Annotated in this window: 13 protein-coding genes and 2 pseudogenes; 14 read left to right on the forward strand and 1 reads right to left on the reverse strand. The window is 45.1% G+C overall.

Features of this window, described 5'->3' with window-relative positions; genetic code table 11:
• Window positions 1–162 precede the first annotated feature (162 nt).
• Window positions 163–1,196, reverse strand: a pseudogene (locus ACEN86_RS01120) (IS256 family transposase); the annotation flags it as partial.
• Window positions 1,197–1,308: 112 nt separating this feature from the next.
• Here ACEN86_RS01120 and ACEN86_RS01125 point away from each other — a divergent pair.
• The 14 genes and pseudogenes from ACEN86_RS01125 to ACEN86_RS01190 all read left to right on the forward strand — a co-directional run bounded on the left by ACEN86_RS01125 (window position 1,309) and on the right by ACEN86_RS01190 (window position 18,608).
• Window positions 1,309–1,980, forward strand: a complete 672-nt coding sequence (locus ACEN86_RS01125; RefSeq protein WP_495632566.1) for an HAD family hydrolase — start codon at window positions 1,309–1,311, stop codon at window positions 1,978–1,980.
• Window positions 1,981–1,996: 16 nt separating this feature from the next.
• Window positions 1,997–2,635 carry a histidine phosphatase family protein gene (locus ACEN86_RS01130; protein WP_495632567.1) on the forward strand — a complete coding sequence of 213 codons (639 nt, stop codon included), beginning with the start codon at window positions 1,997–1,999 and terminating at the stop codon, window positions 2,633–2,635.
• Window positions 2,636–2,750: 115 nt separating this feature from the next.
• A pseudogene (cysE, locus tag ACEN86_RS01135) lies at window positions 2,751–3,278 on the forward strand (serine O-acetyltransferase); the annotation flags it as partial.
• A gap of 263 nt (window positions 3,279–3,541) precedes the next feature.
• Window positions 3,542–4,147 (forward strand): TetR/AcrR family transcriptional regulator, encoded by a 606-nt coding sequence (locus ACEN86_RS01140; protein ID WP_495632568.1) that lies wholly within the window; start codon window positions 3,542–3,544, stop codon window positions 4,145–4,147.
• A gap of 79 nt (window positions 4,148–4,226) precedes the next feature.
• Window positions 4,227–5,930 (forward strand): MFS transporter, encoded by a 1,704-nt coding sequence (locus ACEN86_RS01145; RefSeq protein ID WP_495632569.1) that lies wholly within the window; start codon window positions 4,227–4,229, stop codon window positions 5,928–5,930.
• Window positions 5,931–6,851: 921 nt separating this feature from the next.
• Window positions 6,852–7,691, forward strand: a complete 840-nt coding sequence (locus ACEN86_RS01150) for a DUF3737 family protein (RefSeq protein ID WP_495634178.1) — start codon at window positions 6,852–6,854, stop codon at window positions 7,689–7,691.
• A 10-nt stretch (window positions 7,692–7,701) separates the two neighbouring features.
• On the forward strand, window positions 7,702–8,856 hold the full coding sequence (locus ACEN86_RS01155) for a MalY/PatB family protein (protein ID WP_495634179.1): 1,155 nt from the start codon (window positions 7,702–7,704) through the stop codon (window positions 8,854–8,856).
• 1,322 nt (window positions 8,857–10,178) lie between these two features.
• The gene (locus ACEN86_RS01160) at window positions 10,179–11,027 is read left to right on the forward strand and encodes a response regulator transcription factor (RefSeq protein ID WP_495634180.1); all 849 of its coding nucleotides are present in this window, start codon (window positions 10,179–10,181) and stop codon (window positions 11,025–11,027) included.
• An 18-nt stretch (window positions 11,028–11,045) separates the two neighbouring features.
• Window positions 11,046–12,173, forward strand: coding sequence for a sensor histidine kinase (locus ACEN86_RS01165; protein ID WP_495632570.1), 1,128 nt, complete (start codon window positions 11,046–11,048; stop codon window positions 12,171–12,173).
• 241 nt (window positions 12,174–12,414) lie between these two features.
• Window positions 12,415–13,356 (forward strand): ABC transporter ATP-binding protein, encoded by a 942-nt coding sequence (locus ACEN86_RS01170; RefSeq protein ID WP_495632571.1) that lies wholly within the window; start codon window positions 12,415–12,417, stop codon window positions 13,354–13,356.
• A gap of 30 nt (window positions 13,357–13,386) precedes the next feature.
• Window positions 13,387–14,526 (forward strand): ABC transporter permease, encoded by a 1,140-nt coding sequence (locus ACEN86_RS01175; protein WP_495632572.1) that lies wholly within the window; start codon window positions 13,387–13,389, stop codon window positions 14,524–14,526.
• 1 nt (window position 14,527) lies between these two features.
• Window positions 14,528–15,679, forward strand: coding sequence for an ABC transporter permease (locus tag ACEN86_RS01180; RefSeq protein WP_495632573.1), 1,152 nt, complete (start codon window positions 14,528–14,530; stop codon window positions 15,677–15,679).
• Window positions 15,680–15,838: 159 nt separating this feature from the next.
• Window positions 15,839–16,786, forward strand: coding sequence for a ribose-phosphate diphosphokinase (locus ACEN86_RS01185; RefSeq protein ID WP_495632574.1), 948 nt, complete (start codon window positions 15,839–15,841; stop codon window positions 16,784–16,786).
• 94 nt (window positions 16,787–16,880) lie between these two features.
• Window positions 16,881–18,608 (forward strand): tetratricopeptide repeat protein, encoded by a 1,728-nt coding sequence (locus ACEN86_RS01190; RefSeq protein ID WP_495632575.1) that lies wholly within the window; start codon window positions 16,881–16,883, stop codon window positions 18,606–18,608.
• Window positions 18,609–18,643 lie beyond the last annotated feature (35 nt).

The following is an 18,643-nucleotide window of genomic DNA, read 5'->3' on the forward strand; positions in this document are numbered from 1 at the left end:
ATCCTGTTGTGGAGGACTCGGGAAGAGAAAGAATAATCGCTTCAAATTCTGCTTTACAGGATTTAGACCTTCATAGTATTTTTTATCAACTTTAATTCTTCCGCTTGCTTGGGTGTAATTGATCCATCTAAGGGGTCTGTCAAATCTTTGGTGTAAACTCTTTTACAGCGCTGATGTATGCTGACCAATGTGATCTGGATAGATAACAGCTAGCTGAAGCAACATCTGTCCCCAGTACTTTCGGGTGACATCCATTGTGGCCAGGTAGAGCATCTTTAATTGAGCATCATCCGTGGGGAAGATGCTCTTCCATTTTGTTACCTTTTGGAGTTGACGATGGTAGCTTTCAATGATGATAGTTGTGTAAATGAGCTTCGGTATTTCCGGCGATATTTAAAAAGGTAGCGAATCCCAGTTATTACGCCATAAACGAAGGATGAGCGCTTTACCGCAGACTTCCTCAAATCGATCGAGTTCAATAGAAGCCATTTCTTCGGATGCGGCCTTGTAGATGAAATGGCTTCAGATCGGTAGCTCCCTTTTTTAAGTCTTTATAGGAGACATAGCGGGTGAAAATGAGCAACTAGTGAATGATGCACTTCTGAATATCTGTTTTCGGATAGCAGGCTGCAATCGCTGTGTATATCTGGTTAAATTGTCCACACAGGTGATAAGAAAGTTCTGTACACCGCGATTTTTCAGATCATTGAGGACGCTTAACCAGAACTTCGCAGACTCATTATCACCGACCCACATACCGAGTACATCTTTGCCACCGTTTAGGGTCAATCCCGATCACCAAATAGGTGATTTGTTCAAAATAGCCCCGTACTGCTTAACTAAAAAGTGAATTGTATTCAAAAATACAACAGCATAAAAACCCTGTGGATGGTGGTTTTGCCACTCCTTGATCAATGGAACGATTTTGTTCGTTACATTGGAATAAGAGTCGGTGAAACCTCAATCCCATACATGTTTTCTAAATGATCCTGAATGTCTCTGGTGCGTACCCCTTTTGCATCTAGAGCGATAATTTGGTCTTCAATGCCCCTTACATTCGATTGATGCTTCTTGACTACCAATGGCTCAAACTCGCCTTGGCGATCACAAGGAACCAAGACTTCTTGCTCTCCGTACTCACTGGTTACACGCTTCTTACTCTTTCCTTTGTGGCTATTCGTTGTAGTTTTGTTCTCAAATTCATAGTTAATTGGTATCCCTATGGCTTTAAAATAATAATAAAAATCGCTCCCACACACGATTTCAACGTATTGTGCCTTGAGCGAAGCGAAAGGAATGGGTATAAAAATGATAAATATAAAACTAATTGCTTGTGATATAGATGGAGTTCTATTAGTAGATACGTTTAGTCCTATACTTCAGATTCTAGCCAAGAAATATGGAGCTGAGTATACTGCTGAATTAGAAAACAATACATTTTCTCAAAGAAGAGAGGATGCAGCAGCTTACGCAATACGTTACTTAGGACTTCCTGAAGAAACGTCCACTAAGGAAATTTTAAATGAGTTCTTTAATGAGAGAAAAAACTTTATGCAGGAAGATGAAGATCCCATTATTTCAGGAGTTACAGAGTTTTTGGAAATGTTGAACAGCCTGAATGTTAAGTTAGTTTGCTATGGTGGATTAGAAGAAAACATGATTGATTTAAGATTTAGACCGTATTTAAAATATTTCGATCAATATATTTGCACAAACTCTTTTCGACCAGGTCTTAAAGAAATCACGAAAGAAATATATGGCCTGGATTATTCTGAAGTTTTGTTCATAGATGACGTTAATCGAGTGGCTGAGGAAGCAAAAAAGTATCGGATTCCATTTATTGGGGTGCCCGCTCAGCATTCGTGGGGTTTTCAAGAGAAAGAGATGAAGAAAACAGGTGTCAAATATCTTGTTAAATCAGCTAATGAAATAACAAAAGATCTATTGGAAAAAATTGATTCAGATAAAGCAATTTGGTAAGGAGACAAAATCATTTATGCTCAATTTCTATTTAGTGCGACATGGTGAGACGCTTGCTAATGTTGAAAATAAAATTCAAGGGCAATCAGATTCATCTCTTACTGAAAACGGAAAATTTATAATTGAAAATTTAGCTTTAAAGTTTAAAAATAGAGGTCTCCAATTTGATTTAGTTTACTCTAGTAACCAAAAAAGAGCGATTGAAACAAAAGAGATTATATTAAAAACTTTATCTAACGAAAGTATCATTTCTCAAGCAGATGAAGGGCTCAGGGAATGGGAATTTGGTTCATTCGATGGTCAAGATATTGATGAAAGCTTTAGTTATTTGAAAAATTTAAAGTCTCAGAATTTAACGGATGAAGAGCCATCGGAGCTGACTTTGAAAGAAGTAGCGAATGTCGTTTTTAACGAGGATAAGTCTGGTCTAGCAGAATCTTGGAAAGTTTTAAAAGATAGAATATGGTCAAGTTTTTCTTCTATAGTTTCAACGGCATCCACTTCTGGCGCTAAGAATGTTTTAATTGTTAGTCATGGTCTTACGATTTTAACTTTACTCTACATGATTGACAATAATAGGAATAAATTTAACAACTTATCTAATGGTTCAATAGTTGTAGTGAGCTATGAAAACAGTATGTTTAAAATTAACTGATAGATAACTAGTAACATTAGAAGATACTAAAGTTTCATAAAGGATTGAAGTGATTAAGATGCCTGCTAATGCATCTTAATTTAATTTATGCTACTTAACTTGAGAGGAGGACTTTATGTTCAGGCAAATCCAAAATGAAATTAAATCCATACTCGATCGAGATCCTGCAGCGTCAAGTGTATGGGAAGTTATTCTTTGTTATCCTGGCTTTCATGCGGTTATGTTGTACCGTGTTGCCAATTTCTTTTATAAACGAAATTGGCGATTAATTGCAAGGATGATATCTCACTTTAGCCGATTTATAACAGGTATAGAAATTCACCCAGGAGCTCAGATCGGATTTGGTTTATTTATCGATCATGGCATGGGTGTAGTAATCGGGGAAACGTGTGTCATAGGAAATAATGTAACAATGTATCAGGGAGCTGTACTGGGGGGAACGGGTAAGAGTGCTGGTAAAAGGCACCCAGACATAGGCAATAATGTAATCATAAGTTCTGGTGCACAAATTTTAGGAAACTTTAAAGTAGGGGATAACTCAAAAATTGGCGCTGGCTCCATCGTTTTGAAGGAAGTGCCCCCGAATTGTACTGTTGTTGGCGTGCCCGCACAAATTGTAAAGAAAGATGAGGTGGATCGTCTACAATTAGTTGGACAATAAAAATGAGGGTTTGTAGAATAAACCTATTATTTTAAGGATACCTCTGTGCGGAGCTGGACATTTATCAGCTGTTCGGCCTTGCTTGGCAAGTTGATGACTTCCATTACTTTTTAATGAGGACTCTCCTTTGCGGATCGACTATGGATACAGTAAAGATTATCGACATATATTTTTTAAAGTACCATTGACCGGCGGTCGGTCGGTGAGTTATAATTTGGTAAAATTGGAAGGTGATGTGGTGAACGATGGTCAGGACACGTGACGAAGGGTTAAATGAAATTATACAAACGGCCGAACGTCTATTTTTGGAAAAAGGCTTCGAAAAAACAACAATTCAGGATATTGTGCAGCGAATGGGCATTGCAAAAGGAACGTTTTATCATTATTTCAAATCTAAAGATGAGTTAGTAGATCACCTGCTTGAGCGTTACTCTGATCGCCTTATTCACGTATTGGAAATGACTGCTCGTAACGGTCAAATGGATGCGATTCATAAATTTGAACAGATGGCCAAATCTTTTATTTATTTTGAGGGTTGGAATAGCGAACTCATGAGTTATATCCATCAAAATGAAAGTTTAGTGCTGAATCATTTGTTTGAAATTCGATGTAATAACGAAATTAAGCCACTTGTACAATCAGTTATCGAAGAAGGCGTTGAGGCTGGTTTGTTCGATGTGGAATTTCCAAAGCAAACTGCTTATATGATCGTAGCGGTATTTGACTGTATTTTTGAAGACGACAATTTACGATCGGGGATTATTGAACCAGAGGTTCTTGCTGCGATAGAAGATTTTTCAAATCGATTACTAGGGGCAAAACAAAAATTTAAATTTTCTAAAGATGAATGATAGGGGTTACAGGCAACTGAAGTTGCAGGACAACAAATGTTGCAAAACAATAATATTATAGAGATGGAGATGGCGGCGAGTGAAAAATTTGAGTAGGGGTAGAACGATATTAACATTTATTGGTATTATTCTAGGATATTTTATCGCACTGCTGGATACAACGATTGTGAATATTGCATTGCCGAAAACGGCTGAATATTTTAATCGTGATGTGAGCGATATTAGTTGGATCATGAATGGATACAATATTGCTTTTGCGGTATTGATGTTAACAGCTTCGCGCATAGCGGATCAATTTGGTCGCAAAAAGCTGTTTCTCATCGGACTAATATTGTTCGCTCTGACTTCTTTTTTGTGCGGAATCGCATCAACACTTGATTTACTCATTTTGTTCCGTGTGCTGCAAGGCTTAAGTGCGGCCATTATTGTACCCGTCACTATTCCACTTGCCATTCAACTTTTTCCGAAAGAAAAACATGGCGCTGTTCTAGGGATCTGGGGCGCAATAGCAGGCGTGGCTAGCGCAAGCGGACCAGCACTTGGAGGAATTTTGACCGAGTACTTCAATTGGCAGTCTGTATATTTCGTAAACCTTCCGATTGCTATCATTTCGTTTATCGTTTCTTACCTATTATTAACAGAGTCTTACGACAAAACCGCTAGCAAAAACTTGGATATTGCCGGAATGTTAACAATTTCAGCCACCATTTTCTGTTTCACATTAGGATTAATAGAGACATCGGATTATGGATGGAGTTCCTTCTATGTCTTATCGTTATTCGCAGGATCATTATTGTCACTTATATTGTTTATAGTGGTCGAAAGAAGATCAAAAGATCCGATGCTCCCCTTGTCATTGATGCGCATTTCAACCTTTAACGCTTCATCCACTGCGCTGTTATTTACTTCGATTGGAACGTCTGCTGGAAGTTTTTTAATCGCCTTTTACTTAACGAGTTTACGTAATATGTCCGTGCTAGAAGCGGGAATGACGATTATTGCAAGCTCTTTGACTGCAACGGTATTTTCGGTATTTTCCGGACCGGTGTCTGAAAAAATAGGTGGCCGCTTATTGGCAAGTATCGGTTTGGCCATTATCACGTTATCGGTTTATTTATTTGGCAGCCTGGATGCAGATTCGTCTCGCTTTGACGCAGTGTGGCGACTTTCTCTGTTAGGTGCAGGGCTTGGTATATCGGTTGTGCCGCTTTTTGGTTCAGCTGTTAACAATATTCCTGCCGACAAGCTTGGGATCGTGTCAGGTGTTACCAATGTGGCTCGTACACTCGGGATGGTAGTCGGTGTCGCTTTATTAGCTACGATACTGAGCAGTAATATGAAGAACGAACTTTCAACTGCTCGTGACAAAGCTATACACACGATTCAAGCTTCCACACTTGATACGTCTATGAAAGACGGAATGATTACAAATATTCAATCCATGAACAATGAATCGCTACAAGAAGGAAACGCCCAGCAAAAGATGACATTAGAGAAAGTATTGGAACAGGTCGATCAACGAGAAAAAGAAGCAATTGTTCAAGCACCAAGTCAAAAGCAGGAAACGATTAAATTAGCTTTTGAACATAATCGAGAACAGATTAAACAGTTGTGGCCAGTTATCAATGCTGAAATACGATCGGATATGGCAAAGGGTTTTAGCTCAACTTTTCAATTGGTTAGTTTCTTACTTATTCCAGGCATTTTTATCGCTTTCTTCTCAGATAAACGTAGGCAAAGGGTCAATGGTGAACCCAAGAGAACGGCTGTCAGTTCACATTGAATGCCATGAAAAAATTCCTTTATTACGCCCCCAGTCCGAAAAATAGAAACAAAGGCTAATAACTAGCTTCTTAGAAGTATTTTTATTTGAAAATAAAAGTTTTGAATAGTGAACTCTGACCTGGAAGGTGGACATTATGAAACTAGTGCCCATCTTCCGGGATTCCTCTGTTTGACGAAAGCAGACGTGGTTGTGGGCGGGTTTTTACGCGTATTCATTCTGGGCGAACGCGGCGAATAGGCAAAATTTTTTTGCGAATCAGTGCTCCAAAATGCCCTGAAAGAGGTTTCAATACCCCATGCAGGTTAAAATGGACTTGAGTTTATCGGTTGGAAAATCGATGGCAGAATATCTTCCGGGTCGTCTATTCACCGGAATTTAAAGTAAGGGCTCTAAAAGCGCAAAAAAGGTGCAACATGTCGAAAACCAACAGTGGCGTTATTTGTGAAAATTAAGAAGCTTGTGCTAAAAGTTGTTGCATTCCTGAGCAGCACTAAATATTGGGCTTACATCGGTTGAAATTAAAGAGGCTGTTTACCAATGTGCGCCATATATCGGATTTCCTAAAACGCTGAATGCCCCTACTGAGGTCAAGGAAGATTTTAGAGAAAGAGATATTGTACTACTGAGGCGAGGAATGGTATCAGGAAGAAGGGGAATCGCCCCGTTACTTAAGACTGGTAATGTAGTCAAGATCCCGCCCTCATTGACCTGGAGCAACAAGGGTTAGCCGGCTTGTTCATTTGACTCTGACCCCTGGGCAAACCGACAGGTTAGAACCTGTAACGGATGAAGAATTTAACAATCTCAAGATGAAATCAACACAACGGTAGCCAGATCAAAGCTGCCGTTCATTAAATAAGTAAAATATCTACTAAAGTCTGGAGAAGTGAAGTGATAATGCCATCCATTGACCAACAAATGCTAACCGGAGAACGTGCTCTTTTTAAGAGTAAAGATCTATTCATTAAGAATTCTGTTTTTGCTGATGGGGAGTCTCCTCTAAAGGAAAGCAACAATATTGATATCATTAATAGTATTTTTAAATGGAAATACCCATTGTGGTATTGCAAAGGTATTCGTCTAAACAACAGTACTTTATTAGAAATGGCCCGGTCCGGAATCTGGTATACCCATCAGATTTCAATCAGCGATTGTGTGATTGAGGCCCCAAAGACATTCCGGCGTTCAAGCGGAATCCGACTGATAAATGTGTCCCTCCCTAACGCGCAAGAAACCCTGTGGAATTGTAGTGATATTTATATGAAGCATGTTACGGCAAGAGGCGATTACTTTGGCATGAACAGTGAGGATATGATCATCGACGATTTCACCATAGCAGGGAACTATGCTTTTGATGGAGCGAAGAATATTGAAATCCGTAATGCAAAGCTGCTTTCAAAAGACGCGTTCTGGAATTGTGAAAATGTGACTGTCTATGATTCGCATATCATAGGGGAATATTTAGGCTGGAATTCCAAGAACCTTACCTTCATTAACTGCACGATCGAAAGCAAACAAGGAATGTGCTACGTGGAACGGCTAGTGATCGAGAACGGTACCATCCTAAATACCGATCTGGCATTCGAATATTCAACGATTCAGGTGGAAGCCAAGACCGCGATCGATAGTGTGAAAAATCCGATCTCCGGAAAAATCACCGCGATGGATATTGGCGAGATTATCATCGATGACGAGAAAATCATTGCGTCCGATACTCTATACGAATTGAGTAAGGAGAGTGAAAATTCTGTCGGTTGATTTTGATTATATGACAAATCGGTTAGAAACAAACTCGTATAAATGGGAGGTCGGTTCCGGAGAGCTCCCTATGTGGGTCGCGGATATGGATTTTGAAACATCCCCTGCAATCGTAGACGCCCTGCAGAAGAGATTAAACCACCGCATATTTGGTTACACTTCTATACCGGATACGTATTACAATGCAGTCGCCCATTGGTGGGAAACAAGACATCAATTCCCAATCAAGAAAGAATGGATCATGTTTTGTACAGGTGTAGTGCCGGCTATTTCTTCGATTGTGCGCAAGATGACCAAACCAGGAGAGAAAGTGCTTGTGCTCTCGCCTGTTTATAATATTTTTTTTAACTCTATAAAGAACAATCAAAGAGAAGTCCTTACAAGCGAGCTGATCTATAATGACAATCAATATTCAATCGATTATGAGGATGTGGAGTGTAAGTTAGCCGATCCTAATACTTCCCTGATGATATTTTGCAACCCGCATAACCCCATAGGCAAAGTCTGGGACAAACAAGTTCTTGAGATTCTTGGTAATCTATGTATCAAGCATCAGGTTCTTATCCTTTCCGATGAAATTCATTGCGATTTATCACATTCTGGCCACTGGTATACTCCTTTTGCTTCCGTATCAGAAGAAATCGCTCAAAATTGCATGACCTGTGTGGCCCCAACCAAAACGTTCAATCTTGCGGGCATTCAAACCTCGAGTATTATAGTGCCGAATCCCGAAATCCGAAAACTTGTTGATCGTGGCATTAATACGGATGAGGTGGCTGAGCCTAATGTTTTTGCGATCGAAGCTGCAATCGCTGCGTATACGGAAGGGGAACCCTGGCTGCATGCCTTAACGGAATATCTTCTGGCCAATAAGCTGTATCTGGAACAATTTCTGTCCAATCAGCTTCCGCAGCTTCAAGTTATCCCTTCGGAAGCCACATACTTAGCCTGGATTAATTGCAAAAATGTGACTGATAATGTTAACCAACTTTGTACGTTTATTAGGCAAGAGACAGGATTGTATGTCTCAAGCGGAGATATTTATGGTAAGAATGGAAATGGCTTTATTCGATTGAATTACGCTTGTCCTAAAGACCGACTAGCGGACGGACTACAGCGTCTGAGAAGGGGGGTCGAGGCATTTCAACGAATAGACTTCATTTAACGAACCTTCTCATACGGTTATCTACGGCTTGTTCCCCTTAAGGTACTCTTGCTTCTATAGGAGATATTTCATACTACGCTCCATAGGGGGAACTTAGAAGACGGACTGCTTGTTGCTTGCAAGCAGCAACAACAACAAATCATCGTCGGACAGCCACCGCCGATGACGACTCAACATATGTACAAAATTCTAATTTGTGAAAATGTATGTTTTTACTTCGCCAGGAGGTAGAGTGAGTTAGTTCATCATAGAATGGTGGTTTGATCCGAATAATACTGTAACCGACCTGAGAAGAAAAACTAAATCACAAGCAGCTGTCTTTTTAAGAAGAGAAATACAGATTACAATCAAGCTAGCAAACTTGACAAAAAATTCAACTCGCTAGAGATTGTGCTTATTTTAGTCATTAGTACGTCAACGTATGCCTCTAAGTCAGTCTTAGTAATCGACATAAAGTATTCATTCTCGTGTTCATTTGCAAGTTTTCTCTAAGGCGAGAAATTCGAGCTGGCTTCGAAGAACAGAACTGAAACAGTTGATCTGACAAAAGTGTGTTTAAGAAAGACTTGTTGGAGCGTTTTTTGGAAAACCGTTTCTTCTTTTCGATTCTTCTCTTCACGTTTGCTTCTAATCTCACTCAATTCGTCTAGGTACTTGTCAAAGAAACTTCTCCTAATCAATCCAATCTTCAAAGTAAACTAAGTTGTATACTGTTTCATTTAGGATGAAGAACAATGCAAGGGCGTTATTGAATTCTTTAGCGTCCTTCAACACACACTTATACAGTGAGCCATACTCATTTTCAGTAATTTCCTCTAGTTCGACAACATAGTCATTAGAGGAAAAATATACTCATCGTATAGAAAACTAAACTGTCATTTTTAGCTTTAGCTAACTTCAAAAAGTTTTCGATACTGTCGGTATGCTTGTTGCTTACACAGACTGTTTGTTATTTTTACTATTAGTATCAATGTGGGCTTCGATTATAATGACGTCCTGCTCAGAATTTCTTCAATTTTGGGGAATCCCAAAGTCACATACCACCTATAATTTTATTCTAGTTTACATTTTAAAAATATGATTTGGAAATCTTTTTATTGTTCAAGCAGTTGAAGATACCTTACTAGAACGATCAGGTAGATGTGTAGTATGTTACTTATTCAAAATCCTAATTTTGTTAGATAGTTTTATTAACGGATACTCGCATCTTCTTTATATCGAGGACAAGCTCTTCAACTTCTAGTATAAATATGAAAAAGATCCTTTCTTCCAATCCCTGCCTGTTGTCATGTAAAATAGTTCCACAAGGGAGTGAATCCATGGTGAAGATCAAGGTGCTGATTGCGGATGATAATTCGTTCATCCGGGAGGGCATGCGGATTATTCTGTCTACGTTTGGTGACTTTGAAGTCGTTGCAACCGTAGGAGATGGTCAGGAGGCCGTTGACTACTGCAAGGCTCATGAGGTAGATATTGCGCTGCTGGATGTCCGGATGCCAAATATGAACGGGGTCGAGGCTACACGTCAGCTGACCGAGGGGACGAAGACGCGTCCGCTGATCTTGACGACATTTGATGATGATGAATACATACTGGATGCCATTCGCTACGGTGCGAAAGGGTACCTGCTCAAGAATAATGATCCCGAACGGATTCGGGATGCGATCAAGAGTGTGCACTGCGGCCATAATGTGCTGCAGGATGTGATCCTCGACAAGCTGAAGTCCTCGATGGAGCTGCTGCGGCCAGAGAAGCCGGCCGCCGGGGGTGCCCAGGCGGGAATGCAAGCTGCCGGGGATGTCCAGGCGGGAGTGCAGACCACGGGGGCGATCCAGGCAGAAGCCCGGGCCGCCGGGGCACTCTCTACAGCAGCGGCGCCTTTGAGCGGTAGAGGCTCCACGGCGGCACAAGCATCGGTGCCCGGCGCGACTGAAGCGGGTTCACATGCACACGCGGGCAGCGGGCTGCCGTTCGACCGCAGTCCTTTTACCGATCGGGAGCTTGATGTGATGTCCAAGGTAGCTGAGGGACTGTCTAATAAGGAGATATCCAAAGAGCTGTTCATCTCCGAGGGAACAACGGCCAATTATATTACCTCGATTCTGAACAAGACCGGGCTTGAGCATCGAACCCAAATTGCAATCTATTACTTGACGGGCAGGGTCCGCTAGGCTGGAAGGTTGTGACTCATGATGGAGCAATGGACCGTCGGCAACAAGACGATCGTCCTGTTCTTTGTTATCTACGTATCGTATTTCGGAGCCCCGGCCCCTTCGCTGTGGCTCATTCTCTACTTCCTGCTGTACCTGTCCATGAATCTGCTGCTGCACACCGTCAGGAACGGACGGCTTAAGCAGGGAATTATCTTGGTGATCCTCGCGGGCATAGTCTGGTGCTCGGTTCATGTGGATGCGCATTTTCTGCTGCTGCTTCCTTTCAGCGTATTTGAATTGGCCTCGTTCTATGTACGGCGGAATATCTTCGTGCTTCCCGTAGTCCTGCTCCCGGCCTTGTTCCTGAGGGATTACGTCCTTGTCGGACTGTATCTGTTCGCTGCTGTGTTCAGCTGGTTTAACTTCATACGTATCCGGTATTATATGAACCTTGTGAATCAGCTTGACGATCAGGCTGAGCTGCAGCGGATAGACCGGCAGCGCCTGGCCAGGATGCTGAGCGAGAATCAGGAATTCCTCCGCACCGCGGAGTATACGACCAAGCTGGAAGAGAGGAACCGGCTCTCGCAGACGATCCACGATGGAATTGGACATGCCATGACGGGGGCCCTTATTCAGATGGAGGCAGCCAAGCGGCTGATCCGCAGCGATCCGGACAAGGCGGAGGAGCTGATCCAGAATGCGATTGGGATATCGTCGGAAGGAATCGAAGAAATTCGGCTTACGCTCAAAAATATAAAGCCGCCCACCGAACAGCTGGGCTTCAGCAGGCTCAAGACGGCTGTCGAAAGCTTCAGCAGCCGTTCGGACCTCCATATCACCCTGGTTCATGAGGGGGATATGGGCGTGATTACTCCGCTGCAGTGGCGGGTTATACAAGGGAACGTCACAGAGGCACTGACCAATACGGCCAAATACGCTCAGGCGACGGCGGTACATGTGGAGATCCGGGTCCTGAACCGGCTGGTTAAAGTGGTGGTCTCGGATAACGGCCGGGGCAACCCGAAGATTGTAAAAGGGCTGGGGCTGATCGGAATGGAGGAGCGGACCGCCGCCGTTCAGGGCACCATCATTGCCGATGGCACCAAAGGCTTCAGTGTAACCACGCTGCTGCCGTTCGAACAGGCAGATCCTGTTACATGAGAAACTGAAGCATGAGTTAGTACATAAGATTATTAGCGCTAAATTTGTTCTATAAGTTGAACTTCAGTATGGCACATGAGAATTCTCATGCCCAAGCTGGTCTGGTTCAGCTTCTATAAACATGAAATTCCTCATATCTAAAGGATGAACTTATGCACTGACATAGGGGCATCCTTTTTCTTTATGATAGAGTCAGGAAGAACAAGAAGAGACACCTTCAAATTCTAAGGAGTGAACGGAAATGAACGTACTGGATATTCGCGGACTTACCAAGAAGTTTGATAATTTCATCGCGGTGGATAATATCTCGCTGAGTATCAGGGAAGGAGAGATTTTTGGATTCCTGGGTGCGAATGGAGCCGGCAAAAGCACCACGATTAATATGATCTCCTCCCTGCTGCGTCCCACAAGCGGAGAGATCCTCATTCTGGACCGGGATATTGCGAAGCAAAGCCGGTTCGCCAAGATGAACTTAGGGATTGTCCCGCAGGACTTGGCGATCTACGAGGATATGACCTCTTATGAGAATGTGAGCTTTTTTGCCGGATTGTATGGGCTTCGGGGGACGGAGCTGAAGGACAGAACAGAGGAAGCTCTGCAGTTCGTGGGCCTTGCGGATAAGGCAAAGAGCTACCCTAGAGATTTCTCGGGCGGTATGAAGCGGCGCCTCAACATTGCCTGTGCCCTGGCGCATAAGCCCAAGCTGATCATTATGGATGAACCTACGGTGGGGATCGATCCCCAGTCCCGCAATTACATTCTGAACTCCGTCCGTAAGCTCAATGAGGATGGATGCACCATTATATATACCAGTCACTATATGGAGGAAGTTGAAGAAATCTGCACCCGCATCGCTATCGTGGATCACGGAAAAATCATTGCCGAAGGGACCAAGGAACAGCTTACCGCGACCATTACCGATGTGAAGGATATCCGCATTGAAGTGAAGACGCTGACGGGCGTGCCTGCGGATCAGCTCCGCCTGATTCCCGGTGTCCGTACCGTCCGGCTGGATGAAATCGAGCCTGTCATCCGTATTCATAGTGACGCGGCGGTAGATAACTTGAACCGGATTCTGAAGGAACTGATTGAAAGCGGAGCGGAGATTCGTTCGGTGGAAGAGCAGGAGCCGAACCTGGAGACTGTGTTCCTGACTTTGACCGGACGCAACCTACGGGATTAATAAGCGTGGAGAGGAGGCTGAGGTAATCGAATGAATAATATCGTGAGAATTGCGGTTAAGGAGATCAAGCATGATTTCCGGGATAGACGCACGCTGCTGTTTATGCTGGCTTTTCCTATCGTGCTGATGCTGATTCTAGGCTTTGCTCTTACCAATGCTTTCAGCAGCAATGTGAAGCTGGGTGAGATGAAGGTGCTCGTTAAGGACACCAGTCACGGCGGACCCCTGGCCGATGCGTTCACGTCCTTCCGTACAGAGCTGAAGAAGTCGGATATCCATTTTGAGACTATAAAAAAGGGTATAAACGGCATGGAGGAAATCCGGCAGAACAGGTATGACGGGTATATGGAGCTTACCGACTCCGGAATTTCGCTATACAGCAACAATCAAAGTGCCATAGAAGGCAATGTGATCGAAGGCATGCTCAAGGCCTTTACCGATAAGTATAATGCCGTCTCTGCGGTGGCCAAGGTAGAGCCAGCCAAGGTCAATCAGCTGTTCGTCCCTGGGGCTTCCGCTAGTGGAAGCTACATCAAAGAGACCTCTGTGGATGCGAACCGGCAGCCGGGTTCCATGGACTATTATGCGGTGGCGATGTCGGTGATGGTTGGCCTATGGGGCGCCATGTCGGCCGGCAGGCTGATTCGAAGTGAGCTTGTGCAGGGCACAGCTCCCCGTCTGATTGCTTCTCCTGTTCGGCGGAGCGAGCTGTTCGCGGGGAAAGTGCTGGGAAGTATTGTGCAGAACTATTTATGCGTACTTGTTGTCGTATTGTTCAGCAAATTCGCATTTGGAGCGTACTGGGGAGAGCACCTGGGTATTGCGCTGCTCATCTTGTTATCCGAAGTGATTATGTCTGTCAGCCTGGGCCTCGGGGTGAGTTACTTGTTCAAAGGGAAGGCGTCGACGGGGATTCTCCTGCTGTTCGTACAGCTGGCCTCCTTCTTCGGGGGTGCTTACTTCCCTGTTAGCGTATCGGGTACGGATATGGCAAATTACATTGTTCTCGCGTCCCCTATCCGGTGGGCGAATCATGGTCTGACCGAATTGATCTACGGTCAAGGTTCGGTGTTCTCGGCGGCATGGCCAGCCATCAGTCTTAATATCGGCTTGGCAGTTCTGCTGCTGGCGGTATCAGCGGTATTTATGCGGCGCAAGGAGGGGTTGTAGAATGTGGAGAGATATTGTCTGGCTGATGATGAGCACACTGCGGAGAACGTTCCGCAAACGGTCGAATTGGCTCTTGTTCTTCGGGCTTCCGGTGGCGGGGATTCTGGTCTCAACTGTGCTCTACGGAGGAGCTGGCCAAAATGTGCTTCGAGTGGGGATTGTTAATCAAGACAACGGGCAGCGAATTGCAGCGGATACCATTCAAATGGTACAGGGGCTGAAGAACATTAAGGTGGTACAGCTCAGCGAAAAGGAACTGCGGAGCGAGCTTGCCGCCACGAATCTGGATACAGGGATTATTCTCGGCTCCGGTTATTCGCAAAGTGTGCGCGGCGGCAATCCGGATCATATCACGATCCAGTCCGTTAAGGGAGCCACGGTGACCGCCTATATCAAAGCTATGCTGAATCAATATATCGATAATATTTCTTCGATCAGCAGGGTAGCGGGCACGGACTCCGCGAAATTCGACCAGCTGTATGGGGCATTTCAGTCCAAAGAATTCAAGCTGTCGGTCAGCACGGTTCAGGATACTTCGAGCACCAAGCGAATGTCTTATCAATCGATCGGCTTCCTGATCATGTTCATGATGACCTCAGCGGTCAATTTATCGGAACTCATTCTGATCAACCGCGAGAATCGCACCTATTTCAGGATTCTGTCATCTCCCATTAGCTCCAAAACCTATGTACTGTCCAATATTCTGGTGAATTTGTGTGTGATGCTGGCTCAGATCATCGTCGCGTTATTCTTCCTTACGTATGTATTTAAGCTGAGTACCGGTATGAGCATGGGGCCGATGCTGGTCATTCTGGGCCTGTTCTCCCTGACCTCGGTGGGCATCTCTCTGGTCGTCGTGGCCTTCTCCAAGAACAGCGCCTCGGCGGGTGCCCTTCAGAATTTCATTGTCACGCCAAGCTGTCTGCTGTCGGGCTGCTTCATCCCGCTTGAGATCATGCCGAGCGCGGTTCGCCGGATCGCGGACTTTCTTCCCCAGAACTGGGTGCTTGAGTCGTTCCAGAAGCTTCAAACAGGCGGAGCCCTAGCCAGCATCTGGTTCAACCTGCTCCTCCTTGTGGCTTTTGCGGCATTGTTCTTCCTGATTGCCAGCTACAAGTTCGGACGGAATAACGATACCCGGAACTTTGTATAGAAATTATGCTATAACCTCAGGCTCGCAGCCTGGGGTTATTTTGCTGTTTACAGGGAAAAGAGACTTTTGGAGCATGGCCATTTTATTGTATAATTATTGAGAAAGCGAATACACGTAACTGGCATCCTAGACAGCTGCAAAGTTAAAGAGGAGGTTCTCATGCAAACCAGGCTGCAAATTTTTAGCGGATCATCCAATCCGAAGCTGGCGGCACAGATTTGTGAGCGGCTTGGCGTACAATTAGGCAAAATCAAGCTCTCCCGGTTCAAAAGTGGTGAGGTCTATGTTCACTATGAGGAGAGCATCCGTAATTCGGATGTCTTCATTGTACAGTCGCTGTCCCACCCGATTAACGAGCTGTTCGTAGAGCTGCTGGTCATGATAGATGCAGCCAAACGGGCGTCGGCCCGGACGGTCAACATTATTATGCCTTACTACGGATATGCCCGTCAGGAACGCAAGTCCGCACCCCGGGAACCGATCTCGGCCAAAATGGTAGCGGATGTGCTGACGACTGCAGGCGCCACTCGTGTCGTGACCATCGATCTTCACGCTCCTGCGATACAAGGATTCTTCAATATTCCGGTCGATCACCTTACTACCCTGGATATTATGACTTCATACCTGAAGTCCAAGTCGATTACGAATCCGGTCGTGGTCTCCCCTGATGCTGGACGGGCCTCCATGGCAGAGAAGCTGGCCAGCGGGCTGGATGCCCCTTTTGCCATGATGATCAAGAAGAGACCTGCTCATAACCAGTCGGTCATCACGCATGTCATCGGGGATGTCGAGGGCTACACACCGATCATTATTGAGGATCTGATCGACACGGGATCGACCATTGTCAATGTGGTGGAAGGCCTGAAGGAGCGCGGAGCGGAGGATGCGTACATCTGTGCGAGCCATGGACTGTTCTCCGACAACGGGATGAAGCGTCTGGAGCATCCGAATATACGGGAAGTCGTCGTGACAGACTCCATTGCCCTCCCGGAGGTGCATGCGGACGTATTTAAAGTGCTGTCGGTTGCGCCTATGCTGTCGCAAGCCATTCAAATTATAATCGATGGTGGTTCCATTGCCACCTTGTTCAAGGATCGCGGGATATAAGATATCCCGCTTTTTCTTTTACCATGGGACGAAAGGCCTCTCTATGGTATAATACCTGAGAGACTTTTAGGGATATTAGAAGGAGGTGCCTTGCTTGAAAGAGAAAAAACAGCATAGTGGCGGTGTACCCCGTAAAGTGGTGCCAATCCGCATGGATGCGGGCTTTTTCTTTGAGAGAGCCGTCTCTTCACTGGACCGCTATCATTACGACAAGGCATTGAAATATTTTCGCAAGGCTGTCGAATATGAACCGGAGAATCCGGTGAATCACTGCAATATGGCGGGTATATTATCCGAAATGGGCGATTACGAGGGCTCAAATGCCGTTCTTTCTTCGATTCTGGAGAAGGTCGATCCGTCCATGACGGAATGTTATTTCTATCTGGCGAACAATTACGCCAATATGGAGCAGTTCGAAGCGGCTGAAGAAGCGCTTGTCACATATTTAGAGCAGGACGTCAGCGGTCAGTTCCTGACCGAGGCAGAAGAGATGATGGAGCTGCTGCATTATGAGCTGGAACGGCCGATGAAGCTGAGTTCCATTAAATCCCGGGAGGGCATGGTTGAGCACGAAAGTGCCCGCGCCCTGCTGGAAGAGGGGAAGTTCACCCAGGCTGTGAAGCTTCTGGAGGATATCCTGAGCAAGAATCCTGATTTCCTCGCTGCGCGCAACAATCTGGCATTGGCGTACTATTACCTTGGATTATTTAATAAAGCCCAGGGCACGATCGATGATGTGCTGGAGCGTGAACCGGGCAATCTGCACGGTCTGTGCAATCTGGCCATCTTCTATCAGCACCAGGGGGATGAGAAGGTTCTGGCTGAACTGACGAGCCAGCTGCGCAACATTGTGCCTTTTCATCAGGAGCATGTATTCAAGCTTGCAACCACCATGGGTATTCTTGGGGAGCATGAGTCGGCTTACGGGCACTTCAAGCGGCTGATCAAGGACGATGAGCTGAACTTTGATCCCTGCCTGTTCCATTATGCCGCGGTAGCATCCTATAATACCGGCCGCTATGCGGAAGCCCGGAAGTACTGGCAGCAGGTACAGAAGCTGGACCCGGCTACCGAGATCCCCCGCTTCTACCTGAACCGCCTAGATGCTCTCCATGAGAGCGGAGAACAATTTCAGGTCAGCTATCACTATCATCTTCCTTTCGAAGAGCAGTTCAAGCTGTGGGAGAAGCAGGATGCAGGGATACCTTCAGGACTGAAGGAAGACCCGCTGATCCGGTCGTCCTTCTTCTGGGCACTCCGTCACGGAGATGCCAGAACCAAGCTGCAGGTTATTCAGGCCTTTGGCAGTATTGGAGACGTAGAGGTCATTGAAGCTCTCCGGGCTTTTCTGATGGAGCCTGAGGAAGAGAAGTATTTGAAGAACATTGCGCTATTCGTGCTGCGAAGTCTGGGTGTGAAAGAGAGCATTCCTGTCGTTGATCGGGATGGCACAAGAATGGCTGATCCGCAGTTGATCTCTTCCGAGCTCCCGGTATGGGAGGAACGGTGGCAGGCTGTCATTGATACGGCTGCGCAGAATATGAATAAGCGATATAACCTGCTGCAGCAGTACGATCTTGAGATTCTGTGGGTCGAGTTCCTGACCCGCCAGTATCCGAAGACACCGGTGATCACCACCGTAGCAGGCTGGGCAGCGGCGCTTGAATATTTGACAGCCAAGATGCACCGCCGGACCATCACGTATGAAGAGGTTGCCCGCCGCTATGGGGTATCCGTATCTACAGCGAGTAAGTATGCGCGCCGCGTGGATGAAGTATGCGGAATCAAAGAGAAGATGAATGTTATTTTTCCTTCGGTCTAATCCGTTTAAATATACGTTATATACAACAAAGTTAC

The sequence above is a fragment of the Paenibacillus sp. Paensp111 genome, assembly GCF_059492195.1.

What these genes read in the sequence shown, in the direction of transcription:
- ACEN86_RS01165 (WP_495632570.1), top strand. Translation starts at nt 11,046, where the DNA reads ATGATGGAGCAATGGACCGTCGGCAACAAGACGATCGTCCTGTTCTTT.
- ACEN86_RS01155 (WP_495634179.1), top strand. Translation starts at nt 7,702, where the DNA reads ATGACAAATCGGTTAGAAACAAACTCGTATAAATGGGAGGTCGGTTCC.
- ACEN86_RS01140 (WP_495632568.1), top strand. Translation starts at nt 3,542, where the DNA reads ATGGTCAGGACACGTGACGAAGGGTTAAATGAAATTATACAAACGGCC.
- ACEN86_RS01170 (WP_495632571.1), top strand. Translation starts at nt 12,415, where the DNA reads ATGAACGTACTGGATATTCGCGGACTTACCAAGAAGTTTGATAATTTC.
- ACEN86_RS01130 (WP_495632567.1), top strand. Translation starts at nt 1,997, where the DNA reads ATGCTCAATTTCTATTTAGTGCGACATGGTGAGACGCTTGCTAATGTT.
- ACEN86_RS01125 (WP_495632566.1), top strand. Translation starts at nt 1,309, where the DNA reads ATGATAAATATAAAACTAATTGCTTGTGATATAGATGGAGTTCTATTA.
- ACEN86_RS01150 (WP_495634178.1), top strand. Translation starts at nt 6,852, where the DNA reads ATGCTAACCGGAGAACGTGCTCTTTTTAAGAGTAAAGATCTATTCATT.
- ACEN86_RS01185 (WP_495632574.1), top strand. Translation starts at nt 15,839, where the DNA reads ATGCAAACCAGGCTGCAAATTTTTAGCGGATCATCCAATCCGAAGCTG.
- ACEN86_RS01180 (WP_495632573.1), top strand. Translation starts at nt 14,528, where the DNA reads ATGTGGAGAGATATTGTCTGGCTGATGATGAGCACACTGCGGAGAACG.
- ACEN86_RS01175 (WP_495632572.1), top strand. Translation starts at nt 13,387, where the DNA reads ATGAATAATATCGTGAGAATTGCGGTTAAGGAGATCAAGCATGATTTC.